This window comes from Bradyrhizobium sp. UFLA05-108 (assembly GCF_059803455.1).
Genome location: NZ_JBANAZ010000060.1, coordinates 22618 through 38523 on the forward strand (window position 1 = coordinate 22618; position 15906 = coordinate 38523).

At 64.3% G+C, this 15906-nt stretch carries 15 protein-coding genes; 8 read left to right on the top strand and 7 right to left on the bottom strand.

Going from position 1 to position 15906, the window contains the following annotated elements:
* Positions 1-10: 10 nt before the first annotated feature.
* Positions 11-1048, bottom strand: coding sequence for a glycosyltransferase family 4 protein (locus SO140_RS33620; protein ID WP_449379097.1), 1038 nt, complete (start codon positions 1046-1048; stop codon positions 11-13).
* 127 nt (positions 1049-1175) lie between these two features.
* On the opposite strand from SO140_RS33620, the gene galE reads away from it, so the two are divergent.
* The 5 genes from galE to SO140_RS33645 all read left to right on the top strand — a co-directional run bounded on the left by galE (position 1176) and on the right by SO140_RS33645 (position 6755).
* Positions 1176-2189 (top strand): UDP-glucose 4-epimerase GalE, encoded by a 1014-nt coding sequence (gene galE / locus SO140_RS33625; protein ID WP_449379096.1) that lies wholly within the window; start codon positions 1176-1178, stop codon positions 2187-2189.
* Between the two features lie 117 nt (positions 2190-2306).
* Positions 2307-4115, top strand: coding sequence for an ABC transporter ATP-binding protein (locus tag SO140_RS33630; RefSeq protein ID WP_449379095.1), 1809 nt, complete (start codon positions 2307-2309; stop codon positions 4113-4115).
* A 35-nt stretch (positions 4116-4150) separates the two neighbouring features.
* Entirely contained in the window at positions 4151-4852 is a 702-nt protein-coding gene (locus SO140_RS33635; RefSeq protein ID WP_449379094.1) for a fumarylacetoacetate hydrolase family protein, read from the top strand.
* 249 nt (positions 4853-5101) lie between these two features.
* Positions 5102-5914 (top strand): amino acid kinase family protein, encoded by an 813-nt coding sequence (locus tag SO140_RS33640; protein WP_449379093.1) that lies wholly within the window; start codon positions 5102-5104, stop codon positions 5912-5914.
* A 13-nt stretch (positions 5915-5927) separates the two neighbouring features.
* Positions 5928-6755, top strand: a complete 828-nt coding sequence (locus SO140_RS33645; protein ID WP_449379092.1) for an amino acid kinase family protein — start codon at positions 5928-5930, stop codon at positions 6753-6755.
* Positions 6756-6854: 99 nt separating this feature from the next.
* Here SO140_RS33645 and SO140_RS33650 read toward each other — a convergent pair whose 3' ends face one another.
* The 4 genes from SO140_RS33650 to SO140_RS33665 all read right to left on the bottom strand — a co-directional run bounded on the left by SO140_RS33650 (position 6855) and on the right by SO140_RS33665 (position 10309).
* Entirely contained in the window at positions 6855-7784 is a 930-nt protein-coding gene (locus SO140_RS33650; protein WP_449379091.1) for an aspartyl/asparaginyl beta-hydroxylase domain-containing protein, read from the bottom strand.
* Between the two features lie 120 nt (positions 7785-7904).
* Positions 7905-8060, bottom strand: coding sequence for a hypothetical protein (locus SO140_RS33655; RefSeq protein WP_449379090.1), 156 nt, complete (start codon positions 8058-8060; stop codon positions 7905-7907).
* Positions 8061-8200: 140 nt separating this feature from the next.
* The gene (locus SO140_RS33660) at positions 8201-9250 is read right to left on the bottom strand and encodes an alpha/beta fold hydrolase (RefSeq protein ID WP_449379089.1); all 1050 of its coding nucleotides are present in this window, start codon (positions 9248-9250) and stop codon (positions 8201-8203) included.
* A gap of 135 nt (positions 9251-9385) precedes the next feature.
* On the bottom strand, positions 9386-10309 hold the full coding sequence (locus SO140_RS33665; protein ID WP_449379088.1) for a LysR family transcriptional regulator: 924 nt from the start codon (positions 10307-10309) through the stop codon (positions 9386-9388).
* 213 nt (positions 10310-10522) lie between these two features.
* Between SO140_RS33665 and SO140_RS33670 the strand changes: the two genes are divergently transcribed.
* The 3 genes from SO140_RS33670 (at position 10523) to SO140_RS33680 (ending at position 12751) form a co-directional block, all read left to right on the top strand.
* Positions 10523-11233: an SDR family NAD(P)-dependent oxidoreductase gene (locus tag SO140_RS33670; protein WP_449379087.1), complete on the top strand. Its 711-nt coding sequence runs from the start codon at positions 10523-10525 to the stop codon at positions 11231-11233.
* A gap of 19 nt (positions 11234-11252) precedes the next feature.
* Positions 11253-11429: a tautomerase family protein gene (locus SO140_RS33675; RefSeq protein WP_449379114.1), complete on the top strand. Its 177-nt coding sequence runs from the start codon at positions 11253-11255 to the stop codon at positions 11427-11429.
* 92 nt (positions 11430-11521) lie between these two features.
* Positions 11522-12751 carry a YbfB/YjiJ family MFS transporter gene (locus tag SO140_RS33680; protein ID WP_449379086.1) on the top strand — a complete coding sequence of 410 codons (1230 nt, stop codon included), beginning with the start codon at positions 11522-11524 and terminating at the stop codon, positions 12749-12751.
* A gap of 18 nt (positions 12752-12769) precedes the next feature.
* On the opposite strand, the gene SO140_RS33685 is transcribed toward SO140_RS33680, so the two are convergent.
* Positions 12770-14230 carry a flavin-containing monooxygenase gene (locus tag SO140_RS33685; protein ID WP_449379085.1) on the bottom strand — a complete coding sequence of 487 codons (1461 nt, stop codon included), beginning with the start codon at positions 14228-14230 and terminating at the stop codon, positions 12770-12772.
* Between the two features lie 161 nt (positions 14231-14391).
* On the bottom strand, positions 14392-15813 hold the full coding sequence (gene ahcY, locus SO140_RS33690) for an adenosylhomocysteinase (RefSeq protein WP_449379084.1): 1422 nt from the start codon (positions 15811-15813) through the stop codon (positions 14392-14394).
* Positions 15814-15906 lie beyond the last annotated feature (93 nt).

The following is a 15906-nucleotide window of genomic DNA, read 5'->3' on the forward strand; positions in this document are numbered from 1 at the left end:
AAGCGCCGGTTCAGAGCAGCGGACGATAGACGTCTCCGATCCTCCCCGCCTCGGCATCGAGGCTGAACCTCGCGAGCACCCGTGTCCGCCCGCGCGCGCCCATGGCCAGCGCGGCGGCGGGGTCGCGCATCAGCGGCTCGAGCGCGGCGACCAGCGCATCCGCATCGCCCGGCGGCATCAAGACGCCGGTAACGCCGTCCTCGACCACGAGCTCGGCCGCGCCGGCGCGTGAGGCTGCGAGCGCGCTGCCCGCCGCCATCGCCTCGATCAGCGTCAAGCCAAAGCCTTCGTTGCGCGAGGTGAAGGCGTAGATCGTCAGCCGCTGATACCAGCGCTGTACCTGTTCGATCGGTAGCTCGCCGGTGATGACGATGCGCGATTGCAGGCCGGCGGCCTCGATCCGCTTTTTCAGATCATTCGCGAACGGCATCTGCTCCGGGGTGATCGCACCGACGATGACGGCGGTGAAATCCGGATGGCGCGGCAACAGACGGCACATCGCATCGACGAAGACATCGCTGCCCTTCTGCGCACGCACGCGGCCGAAGCAGCCGATCGCGTAGCGACCCGGCAGCGCGGCTTCCGCAAACGCTGCGCCGCGATCCAAAGGCGGCGCGTAGATGTCGGTGTCGACGCCATGCGGAATCACGATCGCCTTCACTTTCAGGAACGACGCCGAGATGTCAGAGGTTGCGATGATCGCGTCCATTCGCCGGATCAGCCAGCGCGTGATCCAGCTATGATGCCGCTGCGCGGCCGAGGTGAACACCAGCTTCAAGGGCCAGCCGAGCGCGCGCAGCAGCACGCCCGCGATCATCTCGTTGTTGCGGCGCGCGTGCCAGATCAGCGGCGCGCGCCGGCGCCATAGTTTCAGGAAGTCGGCAACGCCAAGGCGCGCGATCCCCTCCGGCGCGTCGGAGCCGAACCAGGCGGCGCGAAACAGCCTTGCCAGGCGCGGCGCGACCATCCGGTTCGTCGCGGTCACGCCGGAATAGCGCCTGTGCAGATTTGGCACGATCAGTTCGAGATCGCCCGGGAAATTGGCCACGTCACGCTCCGTTTCGTGCGGCTCCTATACGCAACATTAAGCATAGTGACCAGTTCAGCCGCGCCGATACCCCCTCTTCACCACGCAAACGTTAGCATCACCGGATGATCGCAAGACGGGTGAGATCATGACTGTGCTTGTCACCGGCGGTGCCGGCTATATCGGAAGTCACACGGTTCTGGCGCTGGCGGAAGCCGGCGAGGACGTCGTCGTGATCGACGATCTCTCCACGGGCTTTTCCGCTTACCTGCCGGAAGGCGTGCCGCTGTTCATTGGGGACGCCGGCGACGAGAACCTTGTCGAAGGTGTGATCGCCCAGCACAACATCGACAGCATCATCCATTTCGCAGGTTCGGTCGTGGTACCGCAGTCGATGCGCGATCCGCTCGGCTACTACCGCAACAACTTCATGACCGCGCGCAACCTGCTCAACGTCGCAGTCAAGCGCGGCATCAACCGCTTCATCTTCTCGTCGACCGCCGCCGTCTACGGCAATCCCGACCAGGTGCCGGTGCCCGAGCAGGCGCCGACGCGGCCGCTCTCGCCTTACGGCTCCTCGAAGCTGATGACCGAGATCATGCTGCACGACGTCGCCTCGGCCTACGGCATGCAATATGTCGTGCTGCGCTATTTCAACGTGGCCGGCGCCGATCCGCAGGCGCGCATCGGGCTCGCCACCGTCGGCGCCACGCACCTGCTCAAGATTGCAGTCGAAGCCGCCACCGGCCAGCGCGCCAAGATCGACGTGTTCGGCACCGACTATCCGACACCGGACGGAAGCTGCATCCGCGACTTCATCCACGTCACCGATCTGTCGCAGGCGCATCACTCGGCATTGGCTTACCTGCGCCGCGGCGGCCCCTCGATAACGCTGAACTGCGGCTATGGCCGCGGCTATTCCGTGCTCGAGACAATCGATGCCGTGCGTCGGGTTGCGGGGCGCAGCTTTGCGGTCCAGTACGCGCCGCGCCGGCCCGGCGACATCATGACCATGGTCGCCGATACCAGCCGCATCCGCAGCGTGCTGGACTGGAAGCCGCAATATGAGAACCTCGAAACGATTGCGGCCCATGCGCTGGCCTGGGAGGAGCAGCTGTTCCGCGAGCGCCACGGCGAGCTTCGCCAGGCGGCGTCGGCCTAGAATCGTTAGGTTTGCAAGTCCTTAATTGGGCTTGAAAAACCCTCCCTGAGCGGGCACAGAGGCCATTCGATCCCTGACGCGCGGGCAGGCTTGCCCCCGGCCGTCAATGGACTACGGATGGCCCAGTTTCCAAAGAAAATCACCGACGATCCCTATGCGGCAGCGATCCTGATTCGCCGCCTCGTCACGGAACAGGGGATCACCTATTGGCGGCGCTATCTGGTCGCCTTCGCGCTGATGGCAACGGCCGCCGGGGCGACCGCGGCCGCGACCTACGTTCTCGGCCAGGTCATCAACCAGGCCTATGTCGACAAGAACGTTCCCGGCATCGCGATGCTGTCCGGCGTGACGGTGATCCTCTTGTTCATCAAGGGCGTGGCGACCTATGGCCACATGGTGATCCTGACCAAGATCAGCAACGCTATCCTCGCCACCAACCAGCGGCAGCTCTTCGCCAAGCTGATGCGCGAAAGCATCGGCTTCTTCTCCGAGCGGCACTCCTCGGAATTCCTGGCGCGCCTCACCGCCGGCGCCAAATCGATCACCGACGTCCTCAACATGCTGGTCAACGCCGTCGGGCGCGACCTGTTGATGCTGCTCGCCATGATCGGCGTGATGGTGTGGCAGGATCCGCTGATGTCGTTCATCGGCCTCGTCGCGGTGCCACCGGCAATGCTGGTGCTGCGCAAGCTGGTCAAGCGCATCAAGGGCCTCGCCTACAACCAGTTCACGGGCACCGCGGACATCCTGGAGACCATGCAGGAATCGCTGCAAGGCATCCGCACGGTCAAGGCGTTCACGCTGGAAGATGCGATGCAAAGCCGCATCGACGAGAACATCGCAGTCGTGGAGCGCAACGCCAACAAGATGGCGCGCGTCGCCAACCGCTCCAATCCGCTGATGGAGATGCTGGGGGGCTTCGCGGTCGCCGGCTGCCTGCTCTATGGCGGCTACAGCGTGGTCGCACTCGGTGCCACCCCGGGGCAGTTCTTCTCCTTCATGACCGCGTTCCTGATGGCAACCGAGCCGGCCAAGCGGCTGGCGCGGCTCAACATCGACCTCAACAGCCAGCTCGTCGGCGCGCGCATGCTTCTCGAAGTCGTCGACAGCCCGGCGAGCGAGCAATCCGATGACGACAAGCCGGCACTGAAACTGTCGGACGCGCGGATCGAGCTCAACGATGTCAGCTTCGCCTACCGCGCGGGCGAGACCGTGCTCAACCGCATGAGCTTCACTGCCGAGCCCGGCAAGGTCACCGCGCTGGTCGGCCCTTCCGGCGGCGGCAAGTCGACCGTGCTGGCGCTGTTGCTGCGCTTTTACGAGGCGACGCAGGGTGACATCCTGATCGACGGCCAGTCGATCGCGTCGGTGTCGCGCAAATCGCTGCGCGCGCAGACCGCCTATGTCGGCCAGGACGTCTATCTCTTCCGCGACACCATCCGCAACAACATCGCCTTCGGCAGGTCTGGCGCCAGCGAAGATGAGATCATCGATGCCGCCAAGGCGGCCTGCGCCCACGATTTCATCATGGGCTTCCCGCTCGGCTACGACACGCCGGTCGGCGAGCATGGCACGCAGCTCTCAGGCGGCCAGCGCCAGCGCATCGCTGTCGCCCGCGCGCTGCTCAAGAACGCCCCGATCATCCTGCTCGACGAGGCCACCGCCGCGCTCGATTCCGAATCCGAGAAGCAGGTGCAGGAGGCGATCGAGCATCTCTGCCGGAACCGCACCACCATCGTGATCGCGCACCGTCTGCACACCATCATGCACGCGGACGCCATCCTGGTGGTCGAGGGCGGCGAGATCGTCGAGCGCGGACGGCATGACGAGCTCTTGCGTCGCTCCGGCCGCTACGCCTCGTTCTTCCGTCTCCAGCATCACGACACCAGCCCGCTGGGGCTGGCGCCAATCAGCGCAACCGCTTAGGAATTCTTATCACCCAAGAGCAGCGAGATCGCTTCATGAACGCCGCCTCCTACGTCATCCCGCTTCCGCCTCAGGCTTCGCTTCCCGTCGTCGGCGAGACCGGCCGTTATCCGGTGCGCCGGATCTGGTGTGTCGGCCGCAACTATCTCGAGCACATCCGCGAAATGGGCAATGACGAGCGCGCCCCGCCGTTCTTCTTCGCCAAGCACGCCGACATGCTGGTGCCCGATGGCGCCACCATCCCCTATCCGCCCCTCACCAAGGACCTGCATCACGAGGTCGAGCTGGTCGTCGCGATGAAGAGCGGCGGCCTCAATATTCCCGCTGAGAAGGCGCTCGACCATGTCTACGGCTATGCCGTCGGCATCGACCTGACCCGCCGCGACCTCCAGATCGCCTCGCGCAAGAAGGAGCGGCCCTGGGAGATCGGCAAGTCGTTCGACGGTTCGGCGCCCTGCTCCGCGGTGCAGCCGGCCTCGAAGATCGGTCATCCGTCGAAGGGCAAGATCTGGCTCACCGTCAACGGCAAGGAAGCCCAGAAAGGCGACCTCACTGAGTTGATCTGGAACGTGCCGGAGATCATCTGGCAGCTCTCGCAGCAGGTGAAGCTCGCTGCCGGCGACATCATCCTGACCGGCACGCCCGCCGGCGTGTCGCAGCTCCAGCCCGGCGACGAGCTCGAATGCGGCGTCGACGGCGTCGGCACGCTGAAGGTCTCGATCGGCCAGCCGGAGTGAAACTCGCACAGCGTCAAGCTCGGAGCGCAGGGCGGATTAGCGAAGCATAATCCGCCACCACGGGCGCGTGGCAACTGAGCACGTCGATTGTTGCTCAAGTCGAAAGGTGGATTACGCTTCGCTAATCCACCTACGCACTGGGAATCAGGACCCCGGAGTGCATTCCGGGGCTTTTCTATATTAGACTGATCCCGGGGCTCGGCCGGCGGGCCAGCATCGCGAATGCACTGAAACGAGAGGATGTCTCGGATGCCGAACACGACCACGGAGCTTGAAGCACTCCTGATGCAGCGCTCACTCACCGATCCCGAGCTCGTGGCGGCGTCGGAAGCAGCTCCGGACTTCCGGATCCTGCCGGATGCCACGGTGATCAAGATCGGCGGGCAGAGCGTCATCGATCGCGGCCGCGCCGCGGTCTATCCGCTGGTCGAGGAGATCATCGCTGCGCGCAAGGTCCACAAGCTCCTGATCGGGACCGGCGCAGGCACCCGCGCGCGGCATCTCTATTCGATCGCGGCGGGGCTTCGCCTGCCGGCTGGCGTGCTTTCGCAGCTCGGCGCCTCCGTTGCCGATCAGAACGCCGCGATGCTCGGGCAACTCCTCGCCAAGCACGGCATCTCCGCGGTCAGCAGCGCCGGGCTCTCGTCCGTGCCGCTGTTCCTCGCCGAGGTGAACGCCGTCATCTTCAGCGGCATGCCGCCCTATAGCCTGTGGATGCGTCCCGCGGCCGAGGGCGTGATTCCGCCCTACCGCACCGACGCCGGCTGCTTCCTCGTGGCCGAGCAGTTCGGCTGCAAGGCGATGATCTATGTGAAGGACGAGAACGGCCTCTACACCGCGAATCCCAAGACCTCAGAGAGCGCCACCTTCATCCCAAAAATCTCGGTGGCTGAAATGAAGGCCAAGGGCTTGCAGGACTCGATCCTGGAATTCCCGGTGCTCGATCTCCTCGCCTCAGCGCGCCATGTCCGCGAGGTGCAGATCGTCAATGGCCTCGTTCCCGGCAATCTGACCCGCGCGCTCGCGGGCGGGCATGTCGGCACCATCATCACTGCGAGCTGAAGAGATTAGCGCCATGACTGTCACCAACCAGATCAAGCACGTCGCCTCGCCGCTCGCACGCCAGACCCTTCTCGACGGCGATCTCACGCGCCCGGTTGCAGGTAGCCGCCCGATCAAGCTTCTGCCCTGGGTGCAGGTCGTCAAGATCGGTGGCCGCCTCATGGATCGCGGTCATGAAGCGATTCTCCCGCTCGTCGACGAGCTGCGCTCGCTGCTATCGGAGCATCGCCTGCTCATCCTGACCGGCGCCGGCGTCCGCGCCCGCCATCTCTACAGCGTCGGCCTCGACCTCGGGCTCCCCGTCGGGTCGCTCGCGCCGCTCGCCGCGAGCGAGGCCGGCCAGAACGGCCATATCCTTGCGAGCCTGCTCGCGCCGGAAGGCGTCTCCTATGTCGAGCACCCCACCATCGCGAGCCAGCTCGCCATTCATCTCTCGGCCGCCCGCGCGGTCGTGGGCAGCGCGTTTCCGCCGTACCACCATCACGAATTCCCGACCTCGCGCATCCCGCTGCATCGGGCCGACACCGGCGCGTTCCTGCTCGCCGACGCACTCGGCGCCGCGGGGCTGACGATCGTCGAGGACGTCGATGGCGTCTATACCGTCGATCCCAATGGCGCCGACGGCAAGAAGGCGGAGCTGCTACGCGAGACCAACGTTGCCGAGCTCGGCAAGCTGAAGGGCACGCTGCCGTTCGATCCCGCGCTGCTCGAAGTGATGGCGAACGCGCGGCATATCGCGCGCGTGCAGGTCGTGAATGGTCTCGTTCCGGGCCGGCTCACGGCGGCGCTGCGCGGCCAGCACGTGGGGACGATCGTTCAGACCGGCGCCCGCCCGGCGTAGCGTCACCGCCAAGTCCACGAAAACAAAGCCCCGGAGCACGCTCCGGGGCTTCTTGCAATCAGTGGATTACGCTGCGCTAATCCACCCTACGCGCTTCGATCACTTCAACGCCGACATCACGATGAGACCGAGGATCAACGCCGTCAGCGAATATTTCAGCGTGTAGTAGACGTTGCGGTTCCATTCCTTGACCTTGCGGCTCGCAAGGTGGATCTCGTAGAGCTTGCCGAACACCTTGTTGAGCACGCCGACGCTCTCGCCATCGACGTTCTGGGTCGCCGACGCCTTGACGATGTGATGGCTAACCCAGCGATTCATCGCGGTCATGAAGCCAAACTTCATCGGGCGCTCGACGTCGCAGAACAGGATGATGCGGTTGACGTCGGTCGCGTTCTCGGCGCTGTGGATGAAGGTCTCGTCGAACATGAAGGCTTCGCCGTCGCGCCAGACGCATTCGACGCCGTCGACGAGAATCCGGCACTTGTTCGAGTTCGGCGTCACGAGGCCGAGGTGATAGCGCAGCGATCCGGCGAAGGGATCGCGGTGCGCGCCGAGCTTGCCGCCGGGCGGCAGCATCGCGAACATCGCGCCATGCACCGATGGAATCGAGTTCAGAAGCTCCACCGTCTTCGGGCACAGCGTGCGCGCCGAGGGCAGGAAGTCATCGTACCATTTCAGGTAAAAGCGCTTCCAGCCGCTCTTGAAGAACGAATAGAAACCCCAGTCGTTGTTCTTGGCGGCGGCGCGGATGAAGCCCTCATCGAACAGGCGCACCGCCTCGTCGCGGATCGTCTCCCAATTCTCGCTGAGCGGCTTCAGCTCGGGAAACTGCTCGACCGAGATCACCGGCTTGTTCGGTACCGCCGAGCCGGCATACATCAGCACGTTGTAGGGTGCGAGATAGGTCGAATGATCGCCAAGCTGGCGCGCAAAGCGGAGCCGCTGCTTGCCCCGGAAGTGGACGTAAATCGTTGATGCCGCAAGCACATAGAGGATGACGAGTTGCGGCGCAAAGAGCTGTTTCAGCATTTCCCCGATCCCAAGTGACCCAGCCGCGTCTCGTGTAGCCCGGCCCGCCGTCAGCGGCAAGGCGCCGCAGGCGGGTTCCGCCGTTCTCGACACAGACAGTTGAGACGGCTGGGACTGCGATCAGGCCCGCGCGAACGCCTGAAGCCCCTTGAAAGTGAGGCGCTTGGGGTCCCTGACGCCTTCGAGATAGAACCGGCGGATGAAGGTGGCGACGGCGTCGCGGTCACAATCGGTCAGCGCGACAACGGCGTCGACCGCGATCTTCTGGGCTTCCATTGGGCTACCCTTAGTTAGCGAGCACCCCGGCCGAGAGAGCCTAGGAGGCGCCGGTTAATCCGGCGTTAACCGTTTGGGCAGCATGGCCGATTCATCTCCGGCCTCGAATACGCAAAACAACGCATGGCGCGGTCGGCCCGTCAGCTCGCGGCGATATCGACGACCGCCTGGGCAAAGGCCTGCGGCGCTTCCTGCGGCAGGTTGTGCCCGATGCCGCCGGTGATCGTCCGGTGCTCGTATCTGCCGGAAAACATCTTCGCGTAGGCGGAGGGCTCCGGGTGCGGTGCCCCATTGGCATCGCCCTCCATGGTAATGGTCGGCACGGTGATCACCGGCAGGCCCGCCAGCCGTTGCTCGACCTCGGCATATTTTGCTTCGCCGTCGGCCAGCCCGAGCCGCCAGCGATAATTATGGATCGCGATGTCGACATGATCGGGATTGTCGAGCGAGGCCGCGCTGCGGTCGTAGGTGGCGTCGTCGAAATGCCATTCGGGCGAGGCGAGCTTCCAGATCAGCTTGGCGAAATCATGCGTGTTCTTCGCGTAGCCTTCGCGGCCGCGCTCGGTGGCGAAATAGAACTGATACCACCATTGCAGCTCGGCAGCCGGCGGCAGCGGCATCTTGCCCGCCGCCTGGCTGGAAATCAGATAGCCACTGACTGAGACCATCGCCTTGACGCGCTCCGGCCAGAGCGCCGCAATGATGTTGGCGGTCCGCCCGCCCCAATCGTAGCCGGCGAGCGTCGCCTGCTTGATGTTGAGCGCGTCCATCAGCGCGACGAGGTCGACGGCGAGCGCCCCGGGCTCGCCGTTGCGCATCGTCTCGCCCGACAGGAAGCGCGTCGTGCCATAGCCGCGCAGATGCGGCACGATGACGCGAAGACCGGCCTCCGCCAGCGCAGGCGCGACATCGACGAAACTGTGGATGTCATAGGGCCAGCCATGCAGCAGGATCACCACGGAACCGTCGGCCGGACCGGCCTCGGCGTATCCCACGTTGAGGACGCCGGCATCGATCTGCTTGATCGCGGCAAAGGACGTGTTCGTACCCGGCTTGATCGCGGGCAAGGTCGAGGGGCTCGCCTTGCCGGACTGCGCGGCGGCAGCGCTGCCGAGAACGAATGGTGCGGCGACACCGATCGCGGCAGTGGTCAGGAAACGACGACGCTCTCTGTTTATCTCTTTTGACATCTTCATCTCCCGCATTTGGAAAGGTGCGCAATGCAGCCGAGGCGCCGCTGAATCGCGACGGATGTACGCGCGATCAAGGCGCGCCAAATGGCCGGTCTGCGATAAACACTCTTCGCGCGGCGAACGAGTCACAATTCAGCGAGTGTCGATGGCTTTCTTGAGAACCGCGAACTGCTTCTTCAACCGCGGCACGGCAAAATCCGTGAAGGCCCGCACCTTCGGGACCGAGAGCCGGCCCTGCGGCGAAATCAGGTGCACGGGCATTTCGGGATCCTCGTCGCCGGCAAGCACGATGACGAGCTCGCCGCGATGCACCTGTTCGGCGACTTGATAGGAATACATCCGCGCGACGCCGCGCCCGGCGACGGCGGAAGCGACCGCTGCATAGGTGCTGTTGATCACGAGCCGCGGCGTGAACTGAACGGTTCGCGGCACCACGGAGCCGGGCTCCGGCGCAAACGTCCAGGAATTCGGCAGGTGAGCCATGGCGACGATCTGATGCTTGGCGAGATCGCCGGGCTCGCTGATTCGTGGATGCTGGTTGAGATATCGCGGAGCAGCCACGACGACACGGCGCACGTCGCCGAGCTTCATCGCGACCATCGCGGAGTCCGAGAGAGGACCGATGCGGAGCGCCACGTCGATGCCCTCCTCGATCAAGTTGACCGCCCGGTCGAACAGCAACAGTTTTGCCGACACCGTCGGGTAGGCATCCAGGAACGTGTCGAGGATTGGCCGTAGCACCATCTCGCCGGAGACCACAGGCGCAGTGATCGCAAGCGTGCCGCGCGGCGCGGCACGCGGCCCCGCCGCGATATCGTCGGCCTCCTCCAGCTCGGTCAGCACGCGGCGGCAGATCTCGACATAACGCTCGCCCTCCTCGCTGAGCTTGATCGACCGCGTCGTGCGGTGCAGGAGCTCGATGCCGACCCGCTCTTCCAGGAAGGCGACGGCGCGGCTCACCGCGGCCGGCGACCGGCCGAGTTTGCGGCCAGCAGCAGCAAGGCTGCCCTCCTCCACCGTAAGGACGAACACCTTCATCGCGTCGAGACGATCCATGCGCCTTCCGTTGCCCCAGCAAGGTCCGGCCGCAAGCTAGGCGCTCACGCGCGGCACGACAACCGCCGCAAGGGCTGATCCGCCATTCGATCGCGCCGCGAAAGAGTGTCTGCCGGACAGCGCGTATTCGCGCAGACCTCACCGCAGCGTACGTATGACGGCGAGCCAGTCCAGCCGATTGGCACCCGTTCACCCCAACAATAGGAGCCTATCATGGGTATCGAGCAGAAAGTCGCCATCATCACCGGTGCATCACAGGGCATCGGCGCCGCCCTCGTCCAAGCCTACCGCGACCGCAATTATCGGGTCGTCGCAACGGCCCGTAGCATCAAGCCGTCGAGCGATGACGAAGTCCTCGCCGTTCCCGGCGACATTGCCGACTGGACCACCGCCGAGCGCGTGGTCTCGCAGGCTGTCGCCCGCTTCGGCCGCGTCGACACGCTGGTGAACAATGCCGGCATCTTCGTCGCAAAGCCGTTCACGCAGTACACGGCCGAGGACTATGCGGCGGTGATGGGCATCAACGTCGCGGGCTTCTTCCGCATCACGCAGCTTGCCATCGCCGAGATGGAAAAGCAGGGCTCGGGTCACGTCGTCCAGATCACGACCACCCTCGTCGATCAGGCCAACTCGAACGTACCATCGGTGCTGGCTTCGCTAAGCAAGGGTGGGCTCGCGGCCGCGACGAAGTCGCTGGCGATCGAATACGCCAAGCGTGGCATTCGCGTGAACGCGGTTTCGCCCGGCATCATCAAGACGCCGATGCATCCCGCCGAGACGCATGCCCAGCTCGGCGCGATGCACCCGCTCGGCCACATGGGCGAGACGTCCGACATCGTCAATGCTGTGCTCTATCTCGAGCAAGCCGGCTTCGTGACCGGCGAGATCCTGCATGTCGACGGCGGCCAGAGCGCCGGCCATTGATCCGACAGGAGAGTTCACCGTGCCCATCGTCACAATTCAAGTGACCCGCGAAGGAACGACGGCCGGCGCGACGTCGCTCACCGCGGAGGAGAAAGCCGCGCTGCTCAAGGGCTCGAGCCAGTTGCTGCTCGATGTCCTCGGCAAGCCGCTGGATTCGACCCTTGTCGTGATCGAAGAGGTCGACACCGACAATTAAGGTTGGGGCGGCGTGCCCGTCCTCGAATTCCGACGCCGCCGCGCGAGGCAACCAGGCTGATCCGTGCGCGATGAAGCGCGCAGGAGGATGACATGACCGAACTGAATGCAGATGCCCGCAAGCCCCACGCCAACGTCCGGCCGCATGAGCGGCCGGGGGCGACCTGGCGGTTTGCGATGGCGGGCTTGTGTGCTTCGCTGGTTGGATTAGGTCTCGCTCGCTTTGCCTACACGCCGCTGATTCCAGCCCTGATCGCGGGCAAATGGTTCAGCGCTTCCGACGCTGTCTATCTTGGCGCTGCGAACCTCGCCGGCTATCTCGCCGGCGCGCTGATCGCGCGGCCCGCTGCCGCGCGCGTTGGCGCTGTCCGCGCGCTGCGCATCATGATGCTGCTCGCCACGCTGTCCTGCTTTGCCTGCGCGGTGCCGGTATCCTTCACCTGGTTCTTCGCCTGGCGTTTCCTGGCGGGCTTCACCGGCGGCATCATCATGGTGCTGGCAGCCTCGGTCGTGCTGCCGCACACCGCGCCCGCCAAGCGCGGCATCGTTGGCGGCGTGATTTTCGCAGGTGTCGGCCTCGGCGTCGCCGCCTCGGGGACGCTGGTGCCGCTGTTGCTGCAACAGGGTTTGCGGCAGAGCTGGTATGGGCTCGGGATTCTCTCCGGACTGTTGACCCTTCTCAGCTGGTGGAACTGGCCTGCGGACGGGCCGGCCGAAGCTGCGTCTTCAGCTTATCATGCCAAGCATGGTCGCACCCCGCTCGCCGCCCGCGCCCTGTTGGTCCAGTATGGCCTCAACGCCGTGGCACTCGTGCCGCACATGGTCTTCATCGTCGATTTCGTGGCGCGCGGCCTTGGCCAGGGTATCGCGGCGGGATCGCGCTACTGGGTGCTCTATGGTCTCGGCGCGATCATGGGGCCGCTGATCACGGGCCATCTCGGCGACCGGAGCGGATTCGGTCCCTCTTTGCGCGCAGCTTTCCTGATCGAGGCCGCCGCAGTCCTGCTTCCGACAGTCAGCACCGCACCGGTCTCCCTGATCGTGTCGAGCGTGGTCGTCGGCGCCTTCACGCCCGGCATCGTTCCGCTTGTGCTCGGGCGCATCCATGAGCTCATCCCGCACAGCTCCGAGCAGCAGCGTGCCACATGGAGCCACGCGACCACCAGCTTTGCGCTATTCCAGGCGGCCGCGGCCTATGGCTTCTCCTGGTTGTATGTGCAGACCGGCGGTGACTATCTGGTCCTGTTCGGTCTCGGCGGAGGCGCCGTGATACTGGCGCTGGCGATCGATCTCGGCCTTGCGCTGACTCTGCGCAAGCAATGAGCGCGAGGTCGGCTGCACTCACGAATACTGCATCACGCCGTCGTCGACCTTGCCGAAGCGGAGCGAGACGATGTCGATTGCATAGTTCTGATACAGTCGCCACGGTCGCTTCGAGCCCTGCTTCGGCAGCTTTGCAATCGAGCGCTGCACATAGCCCGAGGTGAAATCGAGCGAAGGCTGGGCGGCGACCGTCGCATCGTCATTGTGCGGCACGCATTGGCGGAAATTGTGCCGGTCCATGTAGTTGACGATCCGGCAGACATATTCGCAGGTGAGATCGCATTTCAGCGTCCACGACGCGTTGGTGTAGCCGAAGGCCGAGGCGAGATTGGGCACGTCCGCGTACATCATGCCCTTGTAGGTCAGCGTCTTGGCGAAATCGATCACCCGCCCGTCGACGCTGATCTCGAGTCCGCCGACGATCTGAAGCACGAGCCCGGTCGCAGTGACGATGATATCGGCGGCGAGTTCGCTGCCATCCTTGAGGCGAATTCCGTCTTTCGTGAAGGTGTCGATCTCGTTGGTAACGACGCAGGCACGCTTCTCGCGGATCGCCATGAAGAGGTCGCCATCGGGCACCAGGCACAGCCGCTGATCCCAGGGATTGTAGCGCGGCGTGAAATGCGTCGCGACGTCGTAGTCCGGTCCAAGCGCCATCTGGACGCCCTTCAGGATCAAGTCCTTCACCTTGGCGGGCCGACGCCGGCTGAGCTGGAAGAAGAACATGCCCCACATCACGTTGCGCCAGCGGATCAAATGATAGGCGAGCGTCGCCGGCAGGTTGCGGCGCAGCTTGTTGGCGAGCGGATCCTGCGCAGGACGCGACACGACATAGGTCGGCGAACGCTGGAGCATGACGACCTCTGAGGCTTTCTTCGCAAGCTCCGGCACCAGCGTCACGGCAGTGGCGCCCGATCCGATTACCACGACGCGCTTATCGGCGTAGTCGATGTCCTCGGTCCACTTCTGCGGATGCACGATGCGGCCTTTGAAATCCGCAGTGCCCTTGAATTCCGGCGTGTAGCCTTCTTCGTATTTATAGTAGCCGGAGCACATGAACAGGAAATTGCAGGTGAAGCGTACGATCTCGGATGCACCTTCGCCCGTCGGACGCTCGGCTTCGACGGTCCAGCGCGCATCCGGCGTCGACCACGACGCGCGCTTGACGCGATGGCGGAAGCGGATCTTCCTGTCGATACCGTTCTCGGATGCCGTCTCGCGCACGTAGTTGAGAATTTGCGGCCCGTCGGCAATCGCCTTCGGATCGGTCCACGGCTTGAAGGAATAGCCGAGCGTGAACATGTCGCTGTCTGATCGGACGCCGGGATAGCGGAACAGATCCCAGGTACCGCCGATGCAATCGCGCCCTTCGAGGATGACGTAGCTCTTGCCCGGGCATTTCGTCTTGAGATGATAGCCCGCGCCGATGCCGGACAGGCCGGCGCCGACGATGAGGACGTCGAAGTGTTCTTGTTGCATGGTTTCCTCCGCCGCCCAAGATTGTCCGGCCATCATTGCCGCTCGTCAATCGCTAATCGGCGTCCGATGCAACCGGGAGGAGAATCCCGTAGTTTCCGGCCTGCAAAACAAAAAGCCCCGGATTGCTCCGGGGCTTCTGCATGTTGCGAGGCGATCGGACCTCAGTAGCGGTAGTGATCCGACTTGTACGGGCCTTCCTGCTTGACGCCGATGTAGTCGGCCTGGTCCTTGCGCAGCTCGGTCAGCTTGACGCCGATCTTCGCGAGGTGCAGACGCGCGACCTTCTCGTCGAGCGTCTTCGGCAGCACGTAGACCTTCTTCTCGTACTTGCCGTCCTTGTTGTTGGCGAACAGCTCGATCTGCGCCAGCGTCTGGTTGGTGAAGGACGCGGACATCACGAAGCTCGGATGGCCCATGGCGTTGCCGAGGTTCACGAGGCGGCCTTCCGACAGCATGATGATGCGGTGCTTGTCGGGGAATTCGATCTCGTCGACCTGAGGCTTGATGTTGGTCCACTTCAGATTGCGCAGAGCCGCGATCTGGATCTCGTTGTCGAAGTGACCGATGTTGCAGACGATGGCGCGATCCTTCATCGCGCGCATGTGCTCGATGGTGATGATGTCCTTGTTGCCGGTCGCAGTGACGAAGATGTCGGCGCGGGGCGCGGCGTCTTCCATGGTCACGACCTCGTAGCCTTCCATCGCTGCCTGGAGCGCGCAGATCGGATCGACTTCCGACACCATCACGCGGCAGCCGGCCTGGCGCAGCGAGGCGGCCGAGCCCTTGCCGACGTCGCCGAAGCCCGCGACCATCGCCACCTTGCCCGACAGCATCACGTCGGTGCCGCGGCGGATGCCGTCGACGAGCGATTCACGGCAGCCATAGAGGTTATCGAACTTCGACTTGGTGACGCTGTCGTTGACGTTGATGGCGGGGAAGAGCAGCGTGCCCTTGTTGGCCATCTCGTAGAGGCGATGCACGCCCGTGGTGGTCTCTTCCGAGACGCCCTTGATGTTCTTGGCGATCTCGCCGAACCAGCCCTTGGGCTTCTCCTGCAACAGGCGCTTGATCAGCGCATAGAAGATTTCCTCTTCCTCGGAAGCAGGTTTGTCGAGGAAAGCGGTGTCGCCGTTCTCGGCGCGGACGCCGGCGTGCACCAGCATGGTCGCGTCGCCGCCGTCATCGAGGATCATGTTCGGCGTGCCGCCGCCGTGCCAGTCGAACAGCTTTGCGGTGTAGTCCCAGTATTCGGTCAGCGTCTCGCCCTTCACGGCGAAGACGGGAATGCCAGCCGCGGCGATCGCGGCGGCGGCGTGATCCTGCGTCGAATAGATGTTGCAGGAGACCCAGCGGATGTCGGCACCGAGCGCGGCGAGCGTCTCGATCAGCACCGCAGTCTGGATCGTCATGTGCAGCGAGCCGGCGATGCGCGCGCCCTTCAGCGGCTGCTTCGGACCGAACTCCTCACGGGTGGCCATCAGGCCGGGCATCTCGGTCTCTGCGAGCGAGATCTCCTTGCGGCCGAAATCGGCCAGCGAAATGTCCTTGACGATGTAATCGGTGAAGCCAGGCTTCGCGTTCATGTCGAGCTTCCTGTTGTTTGAAAAACTCATTCCGGGGCGCTCGTGAAACGAGCGAACCCGGAATCCAGAGGTTCGAGATCCCGGGTTCACCGC